Below are 15,878 nucleotides of genomic sequence, written 5' to 3'. Positions count from 1 at the left end.
CCACGCGACGGGCCCCGGCTCAGCACGTCCCCGCAGGCGACCGAGCATCAGAGCACCACCCCGCCCGCCGGACCACGACCGCGGGTGACCGAACCGCCCCAGCCCGCCGACGCCGTCGGGCAGACCGGAGGCCCCCATGGACTTCTTCACCTCACCGGAGACCACCGCCGAGAAGCTCGGCCTGATGGTCATCGCGATGCTCCTCTTCGTCGTCGTGATGGGAGGTCTGCTCTTCGCCGTCGACAAGCCCAAACGTGTCCCACGGTGGGTCGTGGTCCTCTGCTTCCTCGGGCCGGCCGTCCTCCTCGTGATCTTCGGCCTCGTCTATCCCGGGATCCTGACCATCCTCTCGTCGTTCAAGAACAGGACCGGGGCCGAGTGGGTCGGCCTCGACAACTACGTCACGGCGTTCACGACCGACCAGTTCCAGATCGTGCTGCGCAACACCGCGGTCTGGGTCATCCTCGTGCCGATCGTCTCGACGTTCATCGGCCTCGTGTACGCCGTGCTCGTCGACCGCACGCGGTTCGAGAAGATCGCCAAGGGCCTGATCTTCCTGCCCATGGCGATCTCCATGGTGGGCGCCTCGATCATCTGGAAGTTCGTCTACGAGTACCGCCCCGACCAGGCGAACATCCAGCAGACCGGCCTGCTCAACCAGCTCCTCGTGTGGCTCGGCCTGCCCCCCCAGCAGTTCCTCATCAACCAGCCGACCAACACGCTGTTCCTCATCGCGGTCATGGTCTGGATCCAGACCGGGTTCGCGATGACGATCCTGTCGGCCGCGATCAAGGCCATCCCCGACGACATCGTCGAGGCCGCGCGTCTCGACGGGCTCCACGGCATCGGGATGTTCCGCTACATCACCGTGCCCAGCATCCGACCCGCGCTCGTCGTCGTCGTCACGACCATCGCCATGGGCACCCTCAAGGTCTTCGACATCGTCCGGACCATGACGGGCGGCCAGTTCGGGACGTCGGTCGTAGCGAACGAGTTCTACACGCAGAGCTTCCGCCAGTCCAACGAAGGGCTGGGAGCCGCGCTCGCGGTCATCCTGTTCGTCCTCGTCATCCCGATCGTGGTCTACAACGTCCGCCAGCTCCGCCTCTCCGAGGAGGTCCGATGACCGCCGTCCCGCCCACGCTGCCTGCATCCGTCGACGCGGAGGCGTCGAAGGACATCCAGCGCGTCGGCAAGCTCTCGCGCGCCGAACGACGAGCGATCGCCGTCAAGGGCAGGCTCAGCTCCCCGTGGGCGTCGGGCCTCGCGATCGTCATCGCGATCCTGTGGACGATCCCGTCGGTCGGCCTGCTCGTCACGTCCTTCCGGCCCGCCCTCGACATCCGTCGGTCCGGCTGGTGGACGACGCTCAGCGACCCGCAGTTCACGCTCGACAACTACGACGAGGTCCTGTTCGGGTCGGCGGACCTCGCGTCGTTCTTCGTCAACTCGATCGTCATCACCCTGCCCGCGGTCGTCATCCCCATCTCGATCGCGCTGCTGGCCGCCTACGCGTTCGCGTGGATCGACTTCAAGGGACGCAACCTGCTGTTCGTCGCGGTGTTCGCGCTGCAGATCGTGCCCATCCAGATCACGCTCATCCCGCTCCTCGCGGCCTACGTCGACGCCGACATCAACGGCTCGTTCTGGACCGTGTGGCTGTCCCACTCGATCTTCGCGCTGCCCCTCGCGATCTTCCTCCTGCACAACTTCATGAAGGAGATCCCGGCGTCCCTCATCGAGGCCGCGCGCATGGACGGCGCAGGGCACGTCAAGATCTTCTTCCAGGTCCTCATGCCGCTGCTCGTGCCCGCGATCGCGTCGTTCGCGATCTTCCAGTTCCTGTGGGTGTGGAACGACCTCCTCGTCGGCCTCACGTTCGCCAACCAGGACTCGCGCCCGCTCACGGTCGCGGTTGCCGACCTCGCCGGCACCCGCGGCAACGCCTGGCACCTGCTCACCGCAGGCGCGTTCGTGTCGATGATCGTGCCGCTCATCGTGTTCCTGGCGCTGCAGCGGTACTTCGTCCGTGGCCTCCTGGCGGGTTCCGTCAAGGGGTGACGCCTCGTGGTTCCGGCGGGGTGGGGCGGGGTGTGCGCGCGGTCTTCCAGGGCTCCTCGTCCCTCGGAGCCCCGCCAAGCCCGACCACGACCGCGCACGCACCCGGCACCACCCCTGCTGAGACGTCGCGCCCTGGTGCCGGGTGGGCTCACGGGGGTGATGGTGCGCGCGTGGGGACTCCTGGCGGCGACGTAGGGTCTTCTGGTGTCGTCGCGTCCCGGTCGTGCCCTCGGTTCCGTGGCGGGCCGCATCCCGCCGCCCGCCCTCTTCGTCGTCTCGGGGCTGACCCAGTACCTCGGCGCCGCGATCGCGGTCGGGCTGTTCGCCGTCGTCGGGGCGCCCGAGGTCGCCTGGCTGCGCATCGTCGTGGCCGCCGTGCTGCTGCTCGCCTGGCGACGCCCCTGGCGGCAGCGCTGGACCTGGCGGACGCTCGCGTGGGCCGCGGTGTTCGGGGTGGCGCTCGCCGCGATGAACGTGACGTTCTACGTCGCGATCGACCACCTGCCCCTCGGTTCTGCGGTCGCGATCGAGTTCATCGGGCCCGTGGCCGTCGCGGCGATCACCGGGCGTGGCTGGCGCGAGCGCGGCGGCATCGCCGTCGCGGCCGTCGGCGTCGTGCTCCTCGCGGGCGTGACCCTGACGTCGGACATCCCGCGTGAGGACGTCGTGATCGGGCTCGTCGCGATCGGCATCGCGGCCGCCTGCTGGGCTGCGTACATCCTGCTGGGGCGTCGCGTCGCACTGGCCGGGTCCGGGGTCACGTCGCTGTCCGTGGCGATGACCGCGGGGGCGCTCGTGTTCGCGCCGTTCCTCGCGCCGTCGTCGGGAGCCGTGCTCGAGGACTGGCAGCTGCTGCTCGCGGTCGTCGGGATCGCGGTCTGCTCGTCCGTCGTGCCCTACGTGCTCGAACAGCTCATCCTGCGGCGCGTCAGCGCGGCGACGTTCTCGGTGCTCCTCGCGATGCTGCCGGCGACCGCGGTGGTGATCGGCGCCGTCGTGCTGCAGCAGTTCCCCTCGTGGCTCGAGCTCGTCGGCCTGCTGCTCGTCTCCGGCGCGATCGCGATGACCGCCCAGCGGACCGACCCGCCGCCCGCGTAGCCCTCGTGGCGGTGCGGCGGGACGGTCCTCAGAGGTACTGGCCGGGTGACGGGCGGGAGTCGTCCCCCTCGCGCTGCGCGGGGTGCCCGGGCTGCCCGGGCTGCCCGGGCATGCCGGGGACCGGGATCGTCCCCGGGGGCAGGGCGCGGCGGATCTGCGAGAGCTGCGCCTGCGCGGCCATCTGCTGCGCCACCAGGGCCGTCTGGATGCCGTGGAACAGCCCCTCGAGCCACCCCACGAGCTGCGCCTGCGCGACGCGCAGCTCGGCGTCGGACGGCACGGCGTCGTCGGTGAAGGGCAGCGAGATGCGGTGCAGCTCCGCGACGAGCTCGGGCGAGAGGCCCTCCTCGAGCTCCTTGAGCGACCGCTCGTGGATCTCGGCGAGCCTGCTGCGGGCCGCCTCGTCGAGCGGTGAGTCACGTACCTCCTCGAGCAGCCGTTTGATCATGCCGCCGATGCGCATGACCTTCGCGGGCTCCTCGACGGCCGCGCCCGGGTCACGTTCCACGCCCGCCGAGTCCTGGCGCCCGTCGTCCCCGGGGGGGACCTCGCTCCCGTCGGGGGCGATGACCGTGTATCCGTGCCTCGCCCCGTCGTCCGGGTCCGCGCCCTGCTCCCGCCCGCGCTCCGGGGGCGCGGGTTCCTCGGACGGTTCGGGGGACAGGTCGCCTCGTGCGTCGTCGCTCATGGACCCAGTCTGTCCCGAACGGTCGCCGAGCGCGACGGCCGGGCCGTTCACGGCGCGAGGCTCACGGCACGAGGAGGACCTTGCCGAACACCTCGCCCGACTCCATGAGGCGGTGGGCGTCCGCCGCCCGGTCGAGCGGCAGCCGCGCGTGGACCACGGGCCGCACCCGCCCGCTCTCGACCAAGGGCCACACGTGCGTCAGGACGTCCCGGACGAGCCGGGCCTTCTCCTGCGCGGGCCGGGCGCGCAGCGTGGTCCCCGCGACGGTCGCGCGCTTGGCGAGCAGGACGCCCAGGTCGAGCTCGCCGCGGCGCCCCTTCTGCATCCCGATCACCACCAGCCGCCCGCCCGTGGCGAGCGCCCGGAGGTTGTCGTCCAGGTACGCCGCCCCGACGACGTCGAGCACCACGTCCGCGCCCGTGCCGTCCGAGGCGTCGCGCACCGCTGCGACGAAGTCCTGCGTGCGGTGGTCGACGGCGACGTCGGCTCCCAGCGTGAGGCAGCGGGCCACGCGCTCCGGTCCGCCCGCAGTCGTGACGACGCGCGCGCCGAGCGCTGCGCCGATCTGCGTCGCGACCGAGCCGACGCCACCCGACCCGCCGTGCACGAGCAGGACGTCGCCGCGGGCGAGGTGGCCCACGTCGACCAGGTTGCTCCACGCGGTGCACACGGCCTCGGGGAGGGCCGCGCCGTCGACGAGCGAGACGCCGCTCGGCAGGGGGAGCACCTGGGACGCGCGGACGCAGACCTTCTCCGCGTACCCGCCCCCGTCCAGGAGGGCGACGACCTCGTCGCCGACGTCCCACCCTGTGAGACGCGACCCCACGGACGAAATCACCCCAGAAACCTCGAGACCCGGCCATACCGGCGCACCCGCTGGCGGGGGGTACTTTCCGGCGCGTTGTAGCAGGTCAGCAGGGTTCACGCCACTCGAGACGACGTCGATCAGCACCTCGTCCGGACCCGGGACGGGGTCAGGGAGGTCGGACACGGTGAGTTCCCCTGGGCCACCCGGGGCGGCTATCGTGACGGCTCGCACGCGAAAGACACTACGGCCTCGTCGACGAGGCCGGGTGTCGGGCATCGTCGGAATCCTCCACGAAGCCTCCGGCTTGCCCTGGATGACCGGATTAGGTCCCTGGGGCAAGTGCACCGATAGTTAGTACGCACGTCTGGCGAGTGGGGGATGGTCGCAGCCGACCGGACCTCACGACGATCCGCTGGTCACAGGGTATGGAGAGAGGTTCGTATGCTCCGCAGGTTGAGCGTTCGCGGGAAGATCCTTGCGGCACTCGCGCTGCCTGTCTTCGTCCTGTTCCTGGCCGCAACGGTCTTCTCGGTTCAGGCGATCAACGAGGCGCGCGTGGCCAACCAGACCGTCGCCCTGGTGGAGGCCTTCGCCTCCCAGGACGTCGCCGGGAAGGCCGTCGCCGCCGAGCGCGCCGCAGAGCTCCAGCGGGTGCGTGGCGTCGAGAACGCCGACGCGCTGGTCGAGGCCGCCCGCGCCGAGACCGACAAGGCGCTCGACCGACGTGACCGCATGTATGGCGACGTCACGATGTCCATGCTGGACCCCCGCGTGTCCCGAGCCGTCGACGCGACGGTCAAGGACCGCGCCGAGCTGGACGCGCTCCGCAAGAAGATCGACAACCAGACGATCCAGGAGCTCGGCTTCACGTCGTCGTACAACACCCTGATCGACGACGCCCTCGACGTCCCCCGTGTGCTGGCCGACACGGCGCAGGACCGGGGCCTGGCGCAGGTGCTCGACGCGTACGTCGCGTCCAACGTGCTCATGAGCCAGGTCGCGCTCGAGCTCCCCGTCGTCTCGTTCCTCTTCCAGGACATCGCGCAGGACCAGGCGAACGGCGGCGAGGTCACGCAGGGGGTCCGCGAGGACGCCCAGCGCGCCGCCCGACTCGTCAGCGAGGGAGAGACCAAGGCCGCGGCCGCCCGCAAGGAGGTGCGCGAGCTGCGCACCGGGCTCGCGATCCCGTCCCCGCTCGGCTCCTACGTCAACCTGCGCAACTCGCTCGCTGCCAACGCCGCGGTCGGTGTGACGAACAAGGAGGACTGGGCCACGGCCTCCGCCAACGACCTCGCGGACATCACCCCGGTCCGTGACGAGGTCCGCAAGGACGCCGGAGAGACGGCGTCGGACATCGCCGCCGCGGCCGTGACGCGAGCCGTCCTGACGATCCTCGTGACCCTCGTCGCGTTCGGTGCCAGCATCCTCGTGGCCGGTGCCATCGCCCGTCAGATCGTGAACCCGCTGCGACGCCTCACGAGCGCGGCCCAGGACGTCCGGGACCAGCTGCCGCGCATGGTCGAGCAGGTCTCGGTGCCGGGCCAGGGCCCGGGCATCAACATCCAGCCCATCACGGTCGAGTCGAGCGACGAGGTCGGTCAGCTCGCGAACGCGTTCAACGACGTGAACTCCACGACGATCCAGGTCGCCCGCGAGCAGGCGGCCCTGCGTGGCTCGATCGCCGAGATGTTCGTCAACGTGGCTCGACGCGACCAGGTGCTGCTCAACCGTCAGCTGGCGTTCCTCGACGACCTCGAGCGATCCGAGGAAGACGCGAACACGCTGTCCAACCTCTTCCGCCTGGACCACCTCGCGACCCGGATGCGCCGCAACGCCGAGTCCCTCCTCGTGCTCGCAGGCATCGACTCGGGCCGTCGGGTCCGGCAGCCCATGCCGGCCTCCGACGTCATCCGTACGGCCTCGTCCGAGATCGAGCTGTACGACCGCGTCCGGCTGAACCTCGTCGTCGACCCGCTGATGCTGGGGCACAACGCGCTCAACGCGGCACACCTCATCGCCGAGCTCCTCGAGAACGCGACGATGTTCTCCGAGCCGCACACGCCCGTAGAGGTCAGCACCGCGCGCGACGAGCGGTTCGTCAAGATCATCATCCGCGACCACGGTCTGGGCATGACGCCCGAGGAGATCGTCGAGGCGAACCGCAAGGTCAACGCGCACGCCGCCTCGGACGTCGTGGGTTCGCAGCGACTGGGCCTGTACGTGGTCGGGCGCATCTCCGACCGTCTCGGCGCGAGCGTCACGTTCGAGCGCGCGCCCGAGGGCGCGGGCACCCTCGTCACGGTCAGCTTCCCCAACGTCCTGTTCGTGCCGGACTCGAACGTCCCGCTGCCGATGCCGACCGACCCGCTGGACAACCGCACCCAGGTCGCTGCGAACCAGCTCTCCGCGCCTCCCGCGCAGCCGTCGGCCCCCGTCTACTCGGGCCCGGCCACGACCACGACACCGCAGATCGACAACGACGCGCCCGTCGCGATCCCGGTCGACCTCGCGGCCCTGACCGACGGCGCGACCTCGACCGGCATGCCCCGTCGGCGTTCGCGCGGCATGGACCCCGCCGGGTCCGCGCCGAGCGCCTCGTTCGTCCCCGGTCCGCAGACCGGCTCGATCGTCCTGCCGCCGCTCGCGACGCCGTCGCTCCCGCTGGACCTGCCGGCCGCTCCCGAGGCCTGGTCCCCGCCCGAGGGCGTGGCCTCGTCGGGCAGCTCGCTCCCGAGCCGGGCACGCGCCGCGAGCCCCGCGGAGACCACCGGCGTCATGCCGCCCGTGCAGCCTCAGTCGGCCGAGATCCCCGTGCTCGACGTGAGCACCCGCTCGGCGATGTTCTCGAGCTTCCGCGCCCTCGGCGCGGCGGACACGTCCACGTCGGAGCAGCAGGCCGTCGAGCTCGACGCCGCACCGGACGTGTCGGCGACCGACATCTCCGTCCCGGACTTCGTGCCCGACGACGGCACGTGGGCCCCGCAGTTCGCGATCGAGCCGCTCGCACCGACCGAGGCCCCCGTCCAGAGCGTCGAGGTGCCCGAGGCCGCGACGCAGCTCGTGAGCGAGCAGACGTCCGTCGAGGCCCACCAGCCCGAGCTCCCGCAGCGCACGCCGCCGGTCGTGAGCGAGGCGCCGGTCGTCGACGCTTCTGCGGCCCCCGCGTCGGCCCCCGCAGCACCAGCGCCCGACCTCCCGCAGCGCACGGCGCAGGCTCCGCTGGCCCCGGTCCACGACGGTCCCGCGGTCCCGGCCAGCACGTACCAGGCCCCGGTCCAGCAGCAGCCCGTGCAGCAGTACCGCGAGCCGCAGGCCTACGCGCCGCAGCCGGCCCAGGAGCAGCAGCCGGTCCAGCCGGTCCATCAGCAGGCCCCCGCAGCGCAGGCCCCGCACGAGCCGGAGGCTCGGGAGGAGATCCCGGAGGAGCTCTCGTTCGAGGCGCTCCCCAGGTTCGAGGACCTCATGGCCGACCTGCCGACGCGCAGGTCGTTGCGAGAGAGCCAGGCGCGCAAGCGCGGCATCTTCAACCGGCGACCCCGCACGGGTGCGATGCCCGTCGTGACGCCGTCGGCCGCAGCGCTCGCGTCGCAGCCGGCAGGTTCCGCACCGCACACGCAGCAGCCGATGGCCTTCCAGCAGCCGGCGCCGGTCGAGCAGGCCGCTCCGGTCCAGCAGGCGGCTCCGGTCCAGCAGCCGGTCGCGTACCAGCACCCCGCTGCGCCGACCGCGTTCGCCCCGCCGCAGGCGCCGGCAGCGGCTGCGACCACGGGCCACGAGTCCGTGGGAGCGCCGGCCGGTTCGACGCCGCTCGTGCGTCGCCCTGCGCCCGAGCCGATCGAGCCGCTGGACCCGGGCTACGTGTCGGACTCGGTCGAGGCTCGCTCGGACTGGATTGCCTCGGCGGTCCTCTACGAGGAGATGTCGACGCTGCTGCGCAACGGTCCGGAGGTCCAGGGCAAGGCGTACGCCGACTCCGCGGGGACGTACAGCCCCCAGGAGCGTTCGGACGTGACGAGCTCGGGCCTGACTCGTCGGGCTCGGACCGTGAACCGCGAGGAGTACGTCGACCGGTTCACGGCGAAGATCGATCGTGATCCGGAGCAGCTGCGGGCACGCCTCGCAGCCTTCCAGTCGGCGACCGCACGGGGACGGGTCGAGGCCGACGACGAGACAGGTTCGACGCAACCTGCCTCGCACGGCAATGATGTCCCCGACTCAGCGCCGCAGTCGCGGTGACGTACAGCTCGCGATCTGTGGCAACTGACAAGGAGGAAGTGTGAACGCGCTCAGCACCGAAGCAACCAATTTCGGGTGGTTGCTCGACAACTTCGTGCGGACCGTCCCGGGAAGCCGGCACACGCTGGTGGTGTCGGCCGACGGCCTGCTCATGGCGATGTCGGACCAGCTCGACCGCACGAGCGGCGACCAGCTCGCGGCGATCGTGTCCGGCATGTCGAGCCTGACCCGCGGTGCGGCCCGCCAGCTCAACGGGGGCAACGTCCGCCAGTCGATCGTCGAGATGGACAACGGTTTCCTCTTCCTCATGAACGTCTCGAACGGGTCGGTCCTCGGCGTCGTCGCCGAGTCGACGTGCGACATCGGGCTGATCGGCTACGAGATGGCGCTCCTCGTCTCCCGCACCGAGGCGACGTTGACGCCTCAGCTCATCTCGGAGATGCGCGGTAGCCTGCCCGTTGACGGAGCAACACGAGCCCCGGTGGGATGAGGACAGGTCGATGACGAACGCACCTTTTGGCAGCTTGGGAGCGCACAGCTCGGACTCGTACGAGGCCGCGACGGTGCGTCCGTACGCGGTGACCGGTGGACGTGTCCGCTCGGCGACCTCGGACCTCCCGCTCGAGGCGCTGGTCGAGGTGATGCCGGGTGCTGTGAACAGCTACGGCCTGCCTCCTGAGAAGCGTGCGATCCTCCAGCACGCCGCGCACAACTACGTGTCGATCGCCGAGCTCTCGGCGCTCCTGCGGATGCCCCTGGGCGTCACCCGCATCCTGGTCGCCGACCTCGCCGAGGAGAACTACCTCACGGTGCACACGTCGACCCCGCTCAACGTTCACACCGGCCACGGCAGCAGCAACTCGGGACTGTCCCTGAGCATCTTGGAGAGTGTTCTCAATGGCATTTCCACCCTCTGACGGTGCTGCCGGCCAGCCGCAGGCTGCTGGTGGCACCCTGATCACGGGCGCCCCCGGAGCGTCGGCACCCGCCGGTGCACCGGGTCCGTCGTGGGCCCCGGTCGCAGCGCCGGCGGCCGCCGCCACCGTGCCTGCGTCCACGGCCCCGTCCACGGGGTCGCCGTCGGCAGCGCCGGTGCGCCAGAGCGTCCTGGGCGGCCAGCCCGCCAGCGCGCCCGTTGCTGCCCCGCAGGGACAGGCGCCGGTCGCCACGCAGCAGGCGCCGACGGTCCACCAGACGCCTCCGGCCCAGGCGCAGGCGAACCCGGCTCCGACGGCACCGCAGCCTGTCGCCCCGGCGGCCACCCCCGCCCCGCAGGCCGCGCGCACCGCACCGACGGTCGTGAAGATCGTCGTCGCGGGCGGGTTCGCGGTCGGCAAGACGACCTTCATCGGCTCCATCTCGGACATCGAGCCGCTTAACACCGAGGCCGCGATGACGGAGCACTCGGTGGGCGTCGACGACGCGGGTGGCGTGAGCGACCGCAAGATGACAACCACGGTCGCGATGGACTTCGGTCGTATCGAGCTGCCGGGATCGCTCTGGCTCTACCTGTTCGGCACCCCCGGGCAGGACCGCTTCCTGTTCATGTGGGACGACCTGGTGCGTGGTGCGATCGGTGCCGTCGTGCTCGTCGACACCGACCGTCTGGAGCAGTGCTTCCCGGCGATCGACTACTTCGAATCGCGTGGCATCCCGTTCGTGGTGGGCGTCAACTGCTTCGACGGCGTGGCCAAGCACAAGCTCGAGGACGTGCGCGAGGCCCTGCAGATCCCTGCTCACGTCCCGATGCTGTACACGGACGCCCGTTCACGCGCGGCGACCAAGCAGACGCTGATCTCGCTCGTACAGCTCGCGATGCGCCAGCTTCGCTCGGGCGCTGCCTGAACCGATCCTCGGCGACCGCCCCGTGGGGCGTCTCGCACGACGACTCACCGCACGACGGCGGGCCACCTCTTCAGGGTGACCCGCCGTCGTCGTGGGGAGATCCTGGTGCCCGACCGGGAGACCGGGGCATCCGACCGCTCGGACGTGCCAGAATGTGCGTCGGAGCAACCTGGAGGGCTGACAGAGCGGCCTAATGTGACGGTCTTGAAAACCGTTGTTGCGCAAGCAACCGGGGGTTCGAATCCCTCGCCCTCCGCCCTTCGAGAGGCCCTGGACCGCGCGGTCCGGGGCCTCTCGGCATTCGTGCAGGATTCTGACCGTCCGTCGGGGAGCGTGGACCGGACCGTCTCACCGCACCGGGCCTTGGGTGCACGCGCGCGCCGGACGGGCGATCATGTCGGGGTGACAGCAGACGCGACCGACGAACCGGGCCTGGGGCCGAGCGAGCTGGTGCGGCAGTCGGGTACCGTCCTGAGGGTCGGTCACCTCGCGCTCTCGGCAGGGACCGGCAGCTACCGCGTGAAGTCCCACATGACGCGCGTGGGCCGTGCTCTGGGGCTCGACCGCACCGCGGCGCACGTGACGCTCACCGAGATCACCGCGACGTCGTACCGGGACCGCAACTTCCGCACCGAGGTCGCGGAGGTCCGGGCCGTCGGCATCAACTCCGACCGCCTGTCCGAGCTCGAGGCCTACGTCGGCGACCTGCCGGAGGAGGTCACGGCCGCGGAGGTCGATGCCGAGCTCGAACGGATCGCCGCCAAGCCGCTGCTCTACGGCGCGTTCCTCAACGCGCTGTGGGCCGCGATCGCCTGTGCGGCGTTCGCGTTCCTCAACAACGGCGGCGTCATCGAGTGCGGCGCGGTGTTCGTCGGGGCGTTCTTCGGGCAGATGGTGCGCCGGGCCATGCTGCACAGGGGCATCAACCAGTTCGGCACCACGATGCTCGCGGCGACCGTCGCCGCGACGGCCTACCTGCTGATCGTGCTCGTCTTCGAGAGCCTGATGGGCGTCGCGGGGGGGCACGAGGCGGGCTACGTGTCGGCGGTCCTCTTCCTGGTCCCGGGGTTCGCCCTGGTGACCGCTGCGCTCGACCTCGCCAAGCTCGACTTCTCGGCGGGCATCGCCCGCATGACGTACGCACTGATGATCCTGGCGTCCGCGGCTCTCGCGGTCTGGGCGGTCTCCGCGATCGCCGGGCTGCAGCCCGACCGCCTCCCGCCGCCTGCCTTGGACGAGACGCTGTTCGTGGCGCTGCGTGCGATCGCGAGCTTTGCGGGAGTGCTCGGCTTCGCGCTGATGTTCAACAGCCCGTGGAGGATGGCCGTGGGTGCGGCGTCGATCGGCATGGTCGCGAACGTCGCGCGACTTGGGCTCATCGACGCGGGCTTCGCGTCACAGGCCGCGGCGGCTGCGACCGCGCTCATCGTCGGTGTCCTGGCGGCCTACATCGCCCCCGCCATGAAGGTCCCGCGCATCACGATGTCGGTGCCCGCCGTCGTCATCATGGTGCCGGGCGTGACGGCGTACCGAGCCGTCTACGAGTTCAACAGCGGCGCCACGCTCGAGGCCCTGGCGTCGACGGTCGAGGCCGGGCTGGTGATCGTCGCGCTCGCGATCGGGCTCGCCGTGGCCCGGATGCTGACGGACAAGAACTGGACGTTCGAGCGGTAGCCGGCGCGGCCGTCCGGCCGCTGACCAGTCTTGTTGCACCGAGTGCATCGATGCACCTAGCGTAGAGACATGTCCCTGCCTGCGGTCGATCGTCGTGCTGCGCTCAAGGCCCGCCACCGGCGGGCCATCGTCGACGCCGCCGCGGCCCTGATCGGGGAGTCGGGCGGGACGAGGTTCTCGGTCGACGAGCTCGCGGAGCGTGCCGACGTCTCCCGGCGCACGGTCTTCAACCATTTCGCGTCGCTCGACGACGTCGTGACCGAGGTCTGCAGCGAGGTCGTCGGAGCAGCGCTCGACCGGCTCGACGCCATCGCGTCGGACCAGCAGGTCGGGCGGGACCAGGTGGTCCCGAGGGACCGGCCGGGCGGGGACGGAGCCGACGTCACGCTCTTCGACGAGGTCGCGGACGCCCTGCGCTCGACCGACTTCGTCACTCCCTTGGTCTACCTGACCCGCGTCCTGGGCGACGAGGGTGGCCCCTCGCCCCGGCGCGCCTTCACCCTCATCAAGGTCTTCGCCGACGTGAGCATGCGCCTCACGGCAGCCCTGGCCGCGAGCCACCCCGACGCCGACCCGTTCGACGTCGAGCTCCTCGTCGGCTCGCTCATGAGCGGGCTGATCGTGGTCTACCTCCGCTGGGTCGACGTGACGGGCGCGGTCGACGACCCGGCTGCGCGCGAGGCCTGGACCGACCTGCTCGAACGGCTCCTCGACGCGACCCGGACCGGCCACGAGCCGGTCGCCTCGTCACGCCGCACCCGCTGACCCACCCATCCGCGTACTCGCGCGCAACCGAAGGACTCTCATGGCTGAATTTCTCTACCGCGTCGGCCGCTGGTCGGCGCGACGCGCGAAGACGGTGGTCGTCGCGTGGCTCGCGATCCTCGTCGCGGCGGGCGTGGCGTTCGCGCTGGGCGCGGGCACGCTCGCGACGACCTTCTCGATCCCGGGTACCCCCACGGCCGAGGTGACCGACCGCCTGCAGAGCGACTTCCCCGACGCGTCGGGCGGGACGGGGACCGTCGTCGTCCAGTCGGCCGACGGCGAGGAGCTCACCGCCGCGCAGCAGGACGAGATCGCCGGGCTGGTCGCGGACGCCTCGGAGGTCGACGGTGTCACGGCGGTCATGGATCCCTTCGTGACCGAGGCCGACCGTGCCACGCAGCAGCAGCAGGTGGAGGACGGGCGCGCCCAGGTCGAGGCCGGGCGCACGCAGCTCGAGACCGGCCAGGCCCAGCTCGACGCGGGCCGTGCTCAGCTCGAGGCCGGACAGGCTCAGCTCGACGCCGCCCGCGCCCAGGCGGAGGCCGCGGGCATGCTCGCGCAGGCCCAGCCGCAGCTCGACGCGCAGCAGGCGACGATCGACCAGGGGCTCGCGGCGCTCGAGACGCAGCAGACCGCCGTCGACGACGGCGCGAGCCAGCTCGAGGAGCAGAGCGCCCAGCTCGAGCAGGGGGCGACGCTGCTCGACATGGCCTCCGAGATCCGCATGGTCTCCGAGGACGGCACGACAGCGATCGTCATGATCTCTTTCACGGACCCTCAGATGGAGATCCCGCAGGAGACCAAGGACGAGCTCGTCTCGGTCTTCGACGCCGCCCCCGCGGACCTCGACGTGCACCTCTCGGCCGACATGACCATGGGCGCCCCGAGCATCATCGGCGTCGGCGAGATCGTCGGTCTGTTGGTCGCCGCGGTCGTGCTCGTCGTCATGCTCGGCACGCTCATCGGAGCCGGCCTGCCGATCCTGACCGCCCTGATCGGTGTGGGCATCGGTGCGCTCGGCGCGCTGTCCCTGTCCGGGGTCGTCGAGATGGCGTCAGTGACGCCCGTGCTCGGGCTCATGCTCGGGCTGGCGGTCGGGATCGACTACTCGCTCTTCATCGTCAACCGGCACCGTCGACAGCTCAAGGCGGGCGACGAGCTGCACGAGTCGATCGCGCTGGCCAACGGGACGTCCGGCAACGCGGTCGTGTTCGCGGGCACCACGGTGCTCGTGGCGCTGCTCGCCCTCAACGTCACGGGCATCCCGTTCCTGGGACTCATGGGCACGGTCGGCGCGGCCTGCATCGCGATCGCGGTCCTCATCGCCGTGACGCTCACGCCTGCGTTGCTCGGCCTCGTGGGGACGCGGATCCTCAGCGCGAAGGAGCGCGCGCGCCTTGCGGGCACGGTGACAGGTGGCTCGGGGGCTGCGACCCACGGCGCGCAGGAGGCTCACGGAGCCACCCCGGCGCCCGCCGAGATCCGTCCCATGTCGACCGGCTGGGCCGTGGTGCGCGTCGTCGTCGGCATCGCGGCCCTGCTGCTCGTGGCGCTGCCCGCGCTCGACCTGCGGCTCAACCTGCCCGATGGCTCGACCGAGCCGCACGACTCGACGCAGTACCAGGCGTACTCGACCCTCGCCGAGAAGTTCGGCGAGGGCCAGAACGGGACGCTGCTCGTCGTCGCCGACCTGCCCGCCGCCGAGGCGGGGTCTGAGGCCGAGTCCATGACGGCCCAGGTGGAGATCGCCCAGGCGCTCTTCGACCAGGACGACGTCGTGGCCGTCGCGCCCATCGGCACGTCCGAGGACGGCACGGTCGCGGCGTTCCAGGTGGTGCCCGCCGAGGGGCCCACGAGCGAGTCGACCGAAGAGCTCGTGCACACGCTGCGCGACATGTCGCCCATCGACGGGACCTACGAGATCGGCGTCGCGGGCTCGGCGAGCGGCAACGTCGACATCTCGGAGAAGCTGGCGTCCGCGCTGCCGGTCTACCTCGCGGTCGTGGTCGGCCTGTCGCTGATCATCCTGGTCCTGGTGTTCCGGTCGATCTTCGTCCCGGTCATCGCGACGCTCGGCTTCATCCTGTCGTACTTCGCCGCCCTCGGCGGGGTCGTCGCGATCTACCAGTGGGGCTGGCTGGGCGGCGTGTTCGGCGTCGAGAGCCCCGGCCCGATCCTGAACTTCCTGCCGACCATCCTGGTCGGCATCCTGTTCGGGCTCGCGATGGACTACATGCTCTTCCTCGGGTCGGGCATGCGCGAGGCGTACGCGCACGGCGCGCCGGCGCGCCTCGCGGTCGTTCAGGGCGTCCGGGCCGGTCGCTCGGTCGTGACGGCCGCGGCGATCATCATGATCGCGGTGTTCGGCGGCTTCATCTTCTCGCACAGCGCGATGATCCGGCCGATCGGCTTCGCGCTCGCGTTCGGCGTCCTGGTCGACGCGTTCGTGATCCGCATGATGGTCGTGCCCGCGCTCATGCACCTCGCGGGCGACAAGGCGTGGTGGCTGCCGCGCTGGCTCGACAAGATCCTGCCCGACGTCGACGTCGAGGGTGCGTCGCTCGAGCGGCGTCACCCGCACGTGACCGCCGGCGTCGCGGAGGCCGCTCCCGAGGACGACCTCGACAAGGACACCGCGGGCGTCCGGGGCTGACGCCCGCAGGCCCGTCCTGACAGGCCGGAGCCGCTCTCCTCGCCACGAGG

The 15,878-nt window shown here is 71.1% G+C and carries 12 protein-coding genes and 1 tRNA gene; 11 read left to right on the top strand and 2 right to left on the bottom strand.

Annotated features, from left to right (window positions below):
• Positions 1–136: 136 nt before the first annotated feature.
• The 3 genes from ACFRCR_RS09105 (at position 137) to ACFRCR_RS09095 (ending at position 3,159) form a co-directional block, all read left to right on the top strand.
• A complete protein-coding gene (locus ACFRCR_RS09105; protein ID WP_377676928.1) occupies positions 137–1,126 on the top strand; it encodes a carbohydrate ABC transporter permease in 990 nt (329 codons plus the stop codon).
• Positions 1,123–2,061, top strand: coding sequence for a carbohydrate ABC transporter permease (locus tag ACFRCR_RS09100; protein WP_377676927.1), 939 nt, complete (start codon positions 1,123–1,125; stop codon positions 2,059–2,061). The genes ACFRCR_RS09105 and ACFRCR_RS09100 overlap by 4 nt, the downstream gene beginning before the upstream one ends.
• A 204-nt stretch (positions 2,062–2,265) precedes the next feature.
• Complete coding sequence (locus tag ACFRCR_RS09095) at positions 2,266–3,159, top strand: EamA family transporter (RefSeq protein ID WP_371415799.1); 894 nt, start codon at positions 2,266–2,268, stop codon at positions 3,157–3,159.
• 28 nt (positions 3,160–3,187) lie between these two features.
• Here ACFRCR_RS09095 and ACFRCR_RS09090 read toward each other — a convergent pair whose 3' ends face one another.
• Both ACFRCR_RS09090 and ACFRCR_RS09085 read right to left on the bottom strand, forming a co-directional pair.
• A complete protein-coding gene (locus ACFRCR_RS09090; RefSeq protein WP_377676925.1) occupies positions 3,188–3,847 on the bottom strand; it encodes a bacterial proteasome activator family protein in 660 nt (219 codons plus the stop codon).
• Between the two features lie 61 nt (positions 3,848–3,908).
• Complete coding sequence (locus ACFRCR_RS09085) at positions 3,909–4,931, bottom strand: NAD(P)H-quinone oxidoreductase (RefSeq protein ID WP_377676924.1); 1,023 nt, start codon at positions 4,929–4,931, stop codon at positions 3,909–3,911.
• Between the two features lie 177 nt (positions 4,932–5,108).
• Here ACFRCR_RS09085 and ACFRCR_RS09080 point away from each other — a divergent pair, with 177 nt between their 5' ends.
• From ACFRCR_RS09080 to ACFRCR_RS09045, 8 genes are all read left to right on the top strand, one after another.
• Positions 5,109–8,891 carry an ATP-binding protein gene (locus ACFRCR_RS09080; RefSeq protein ID WP_377676922.1) on the top strand — a complete coding sequence of 1,261 codons (3,783 nt, stop codon included), beginning with the start codon at positions 5,109–5,111 and terminating at the stop codon, positions 8,889–8,891.
• Between the two features lie 40 nt (positions 8,892–8,931).
• Positions 8,932–9,381 carry a roadblock/LC7 domain-containing protein gene (locus ACFRCR_RS09075; protein WP_030151141.1) on the top strand — a complete coding sequence of 150 codons (450 nt, stop codon included), beginning with the start codon at positions 8,932–8,934 and terminating at the stop codon, positions 9,379–9,381.
• A 10-nt stretch (positions 9,382–9,391) separates the two neighbouring features.
• Positions 9,392–9,808, top strand: a complete 417-nt coding sequence (locus tag ACFRCR_RS09070) for a DUF742 domain-containing protein (RefSeq protein WP_030151140.1) — start codon at positions 9,392–9,394, stop codon at positions 9,806–9,808.
• Between the two features lie 382 nt (positions 9,809–10,190).
• The gene (locus tag ACFRCR_RS09065; protein WP_084690016.1) at positions 10,191–10,736 is read left to right on the top strand and encodes an ATP/GTP-binding protein; all 546 of its coding nucleotides are present in this window, start codon (positions 10,191–10,193) and stop codon (positions 10,734–10,736) included.
• Between the two features lie 171 nt (positions 10,737–10,907).
• Positions 10,908–10,992, top strand: a tRNA-Ser gene (locus tag ACFRCR_RS09060).
• A gap of 146 nt (positions 10,993–11,138) precedes the next feature.
• Positions 11,139–12,410 carry a threonine/serine exporter ThrE family protein gene (locus tag ACFRCR_RS09055; protein WP_377676920.1) on the top strand — a complete coding sequence of 424 codons (1,272 nt, stop codon included), beginning with the start codon at positions 11,139–11,141 and terminating at the stop codon, positions 12,408–12,410.
• Between the two features lie 69 nt (positions 12,411–12,479).
• Complete coding sequence (locus tag ACFRCR_RS09050) at positions 12,480–13,175, top strand: TetR/AcrR family transcriptional regulator (RefSeq protein ID WP_336706796.1); 696 nt, start codon at positions 12,480–12,482, stop codon at positions 13,173–13,175.
• A gap of 40 nt (positions 13,176–13,215) precedes the next feature.
• Positions 13,216–15,828, top strand: coding sequence for an MMPL family transporter (locus tag ACFRCR_RS09045; RefSeq protein ID WP_377676919.1), 2,613 nt, complete (start codon positions 13,216–13,218; stop codon positions 15,826–15,828).
• Positions 15,829–15,878 lie beyond the last annotated feature (50 nt).

The organism is Oerskovia sp. NPDC056781 (assembly GCF_042789955.1).
Lineage (GTDB): Bacteria > Actinomycetota > Actinomycetes > Actinomycetales > Cellulomonadaceae > Oerskovia > Oerskovia rustica.
Note: the sequence above shows the minus strand (reverse complement) of the source record. Positions and strands in the feature narration are given on the sequence as shown.

What these genes read in the sequence shown, in the direction of transcription:
- ACFRCR_RS09105 (WP_377676928.1), top strand. Translation starts at nt 137, where the DNA reads ATGGACTTCTTCACCTCACCGGAGACCACCGCCGAGAAGCTCGGCCTG.
- ACFRCR_RS09100 (WP_377676927.1), top strand. Translation starts at nt 1,123, where the DNA reads ATGACCGCCGTCCCGCCCACGCTGCCTGCATCCGTCGACGCGGAGGCG.
- ACFRCR_RS09090 (WP_377676925.1), bottom strand. Translation starts at nt 3,847, where the DNA reads ATGAGCGACGACGCACGAGGCGACCTGTCCCCCGAACCGTCCGAGGAA.
- ACFRCR_RS09085 (WP_377676924.1), bottom strand. Translation starts at nt 4,931, where the DNA reads ATGCCCGACACCCGGCCTCGTCGACGAGGCCGTAGTGTCTTTCGCGTG.
- ACFRCR_RS09070 (WP_030151140.1), top strand. Translation starts at nt 9,392, where the DNA reads ATGACGAACGCACCTTTTGGCAGCTTGGGAGCGCACAGCTCGGACTCG.
- ACFRCR_RS09050 (WP_336706796.1), top strand. Translation starts at nt 12,480, where the DNA reads ATGTCCCTGCCTGCGGTCGATCGTCGTGCTGCGCTCAAGGCCCGCCAC.
- ACFRCR_RS09045 (WP_377676919.1), top strand. Translation starts at nt 13,216, where the DNA reads ATGGCTGAATTTCTCTACCGCGTCGGCCGCTGGTCGGCGCGACGCGCG.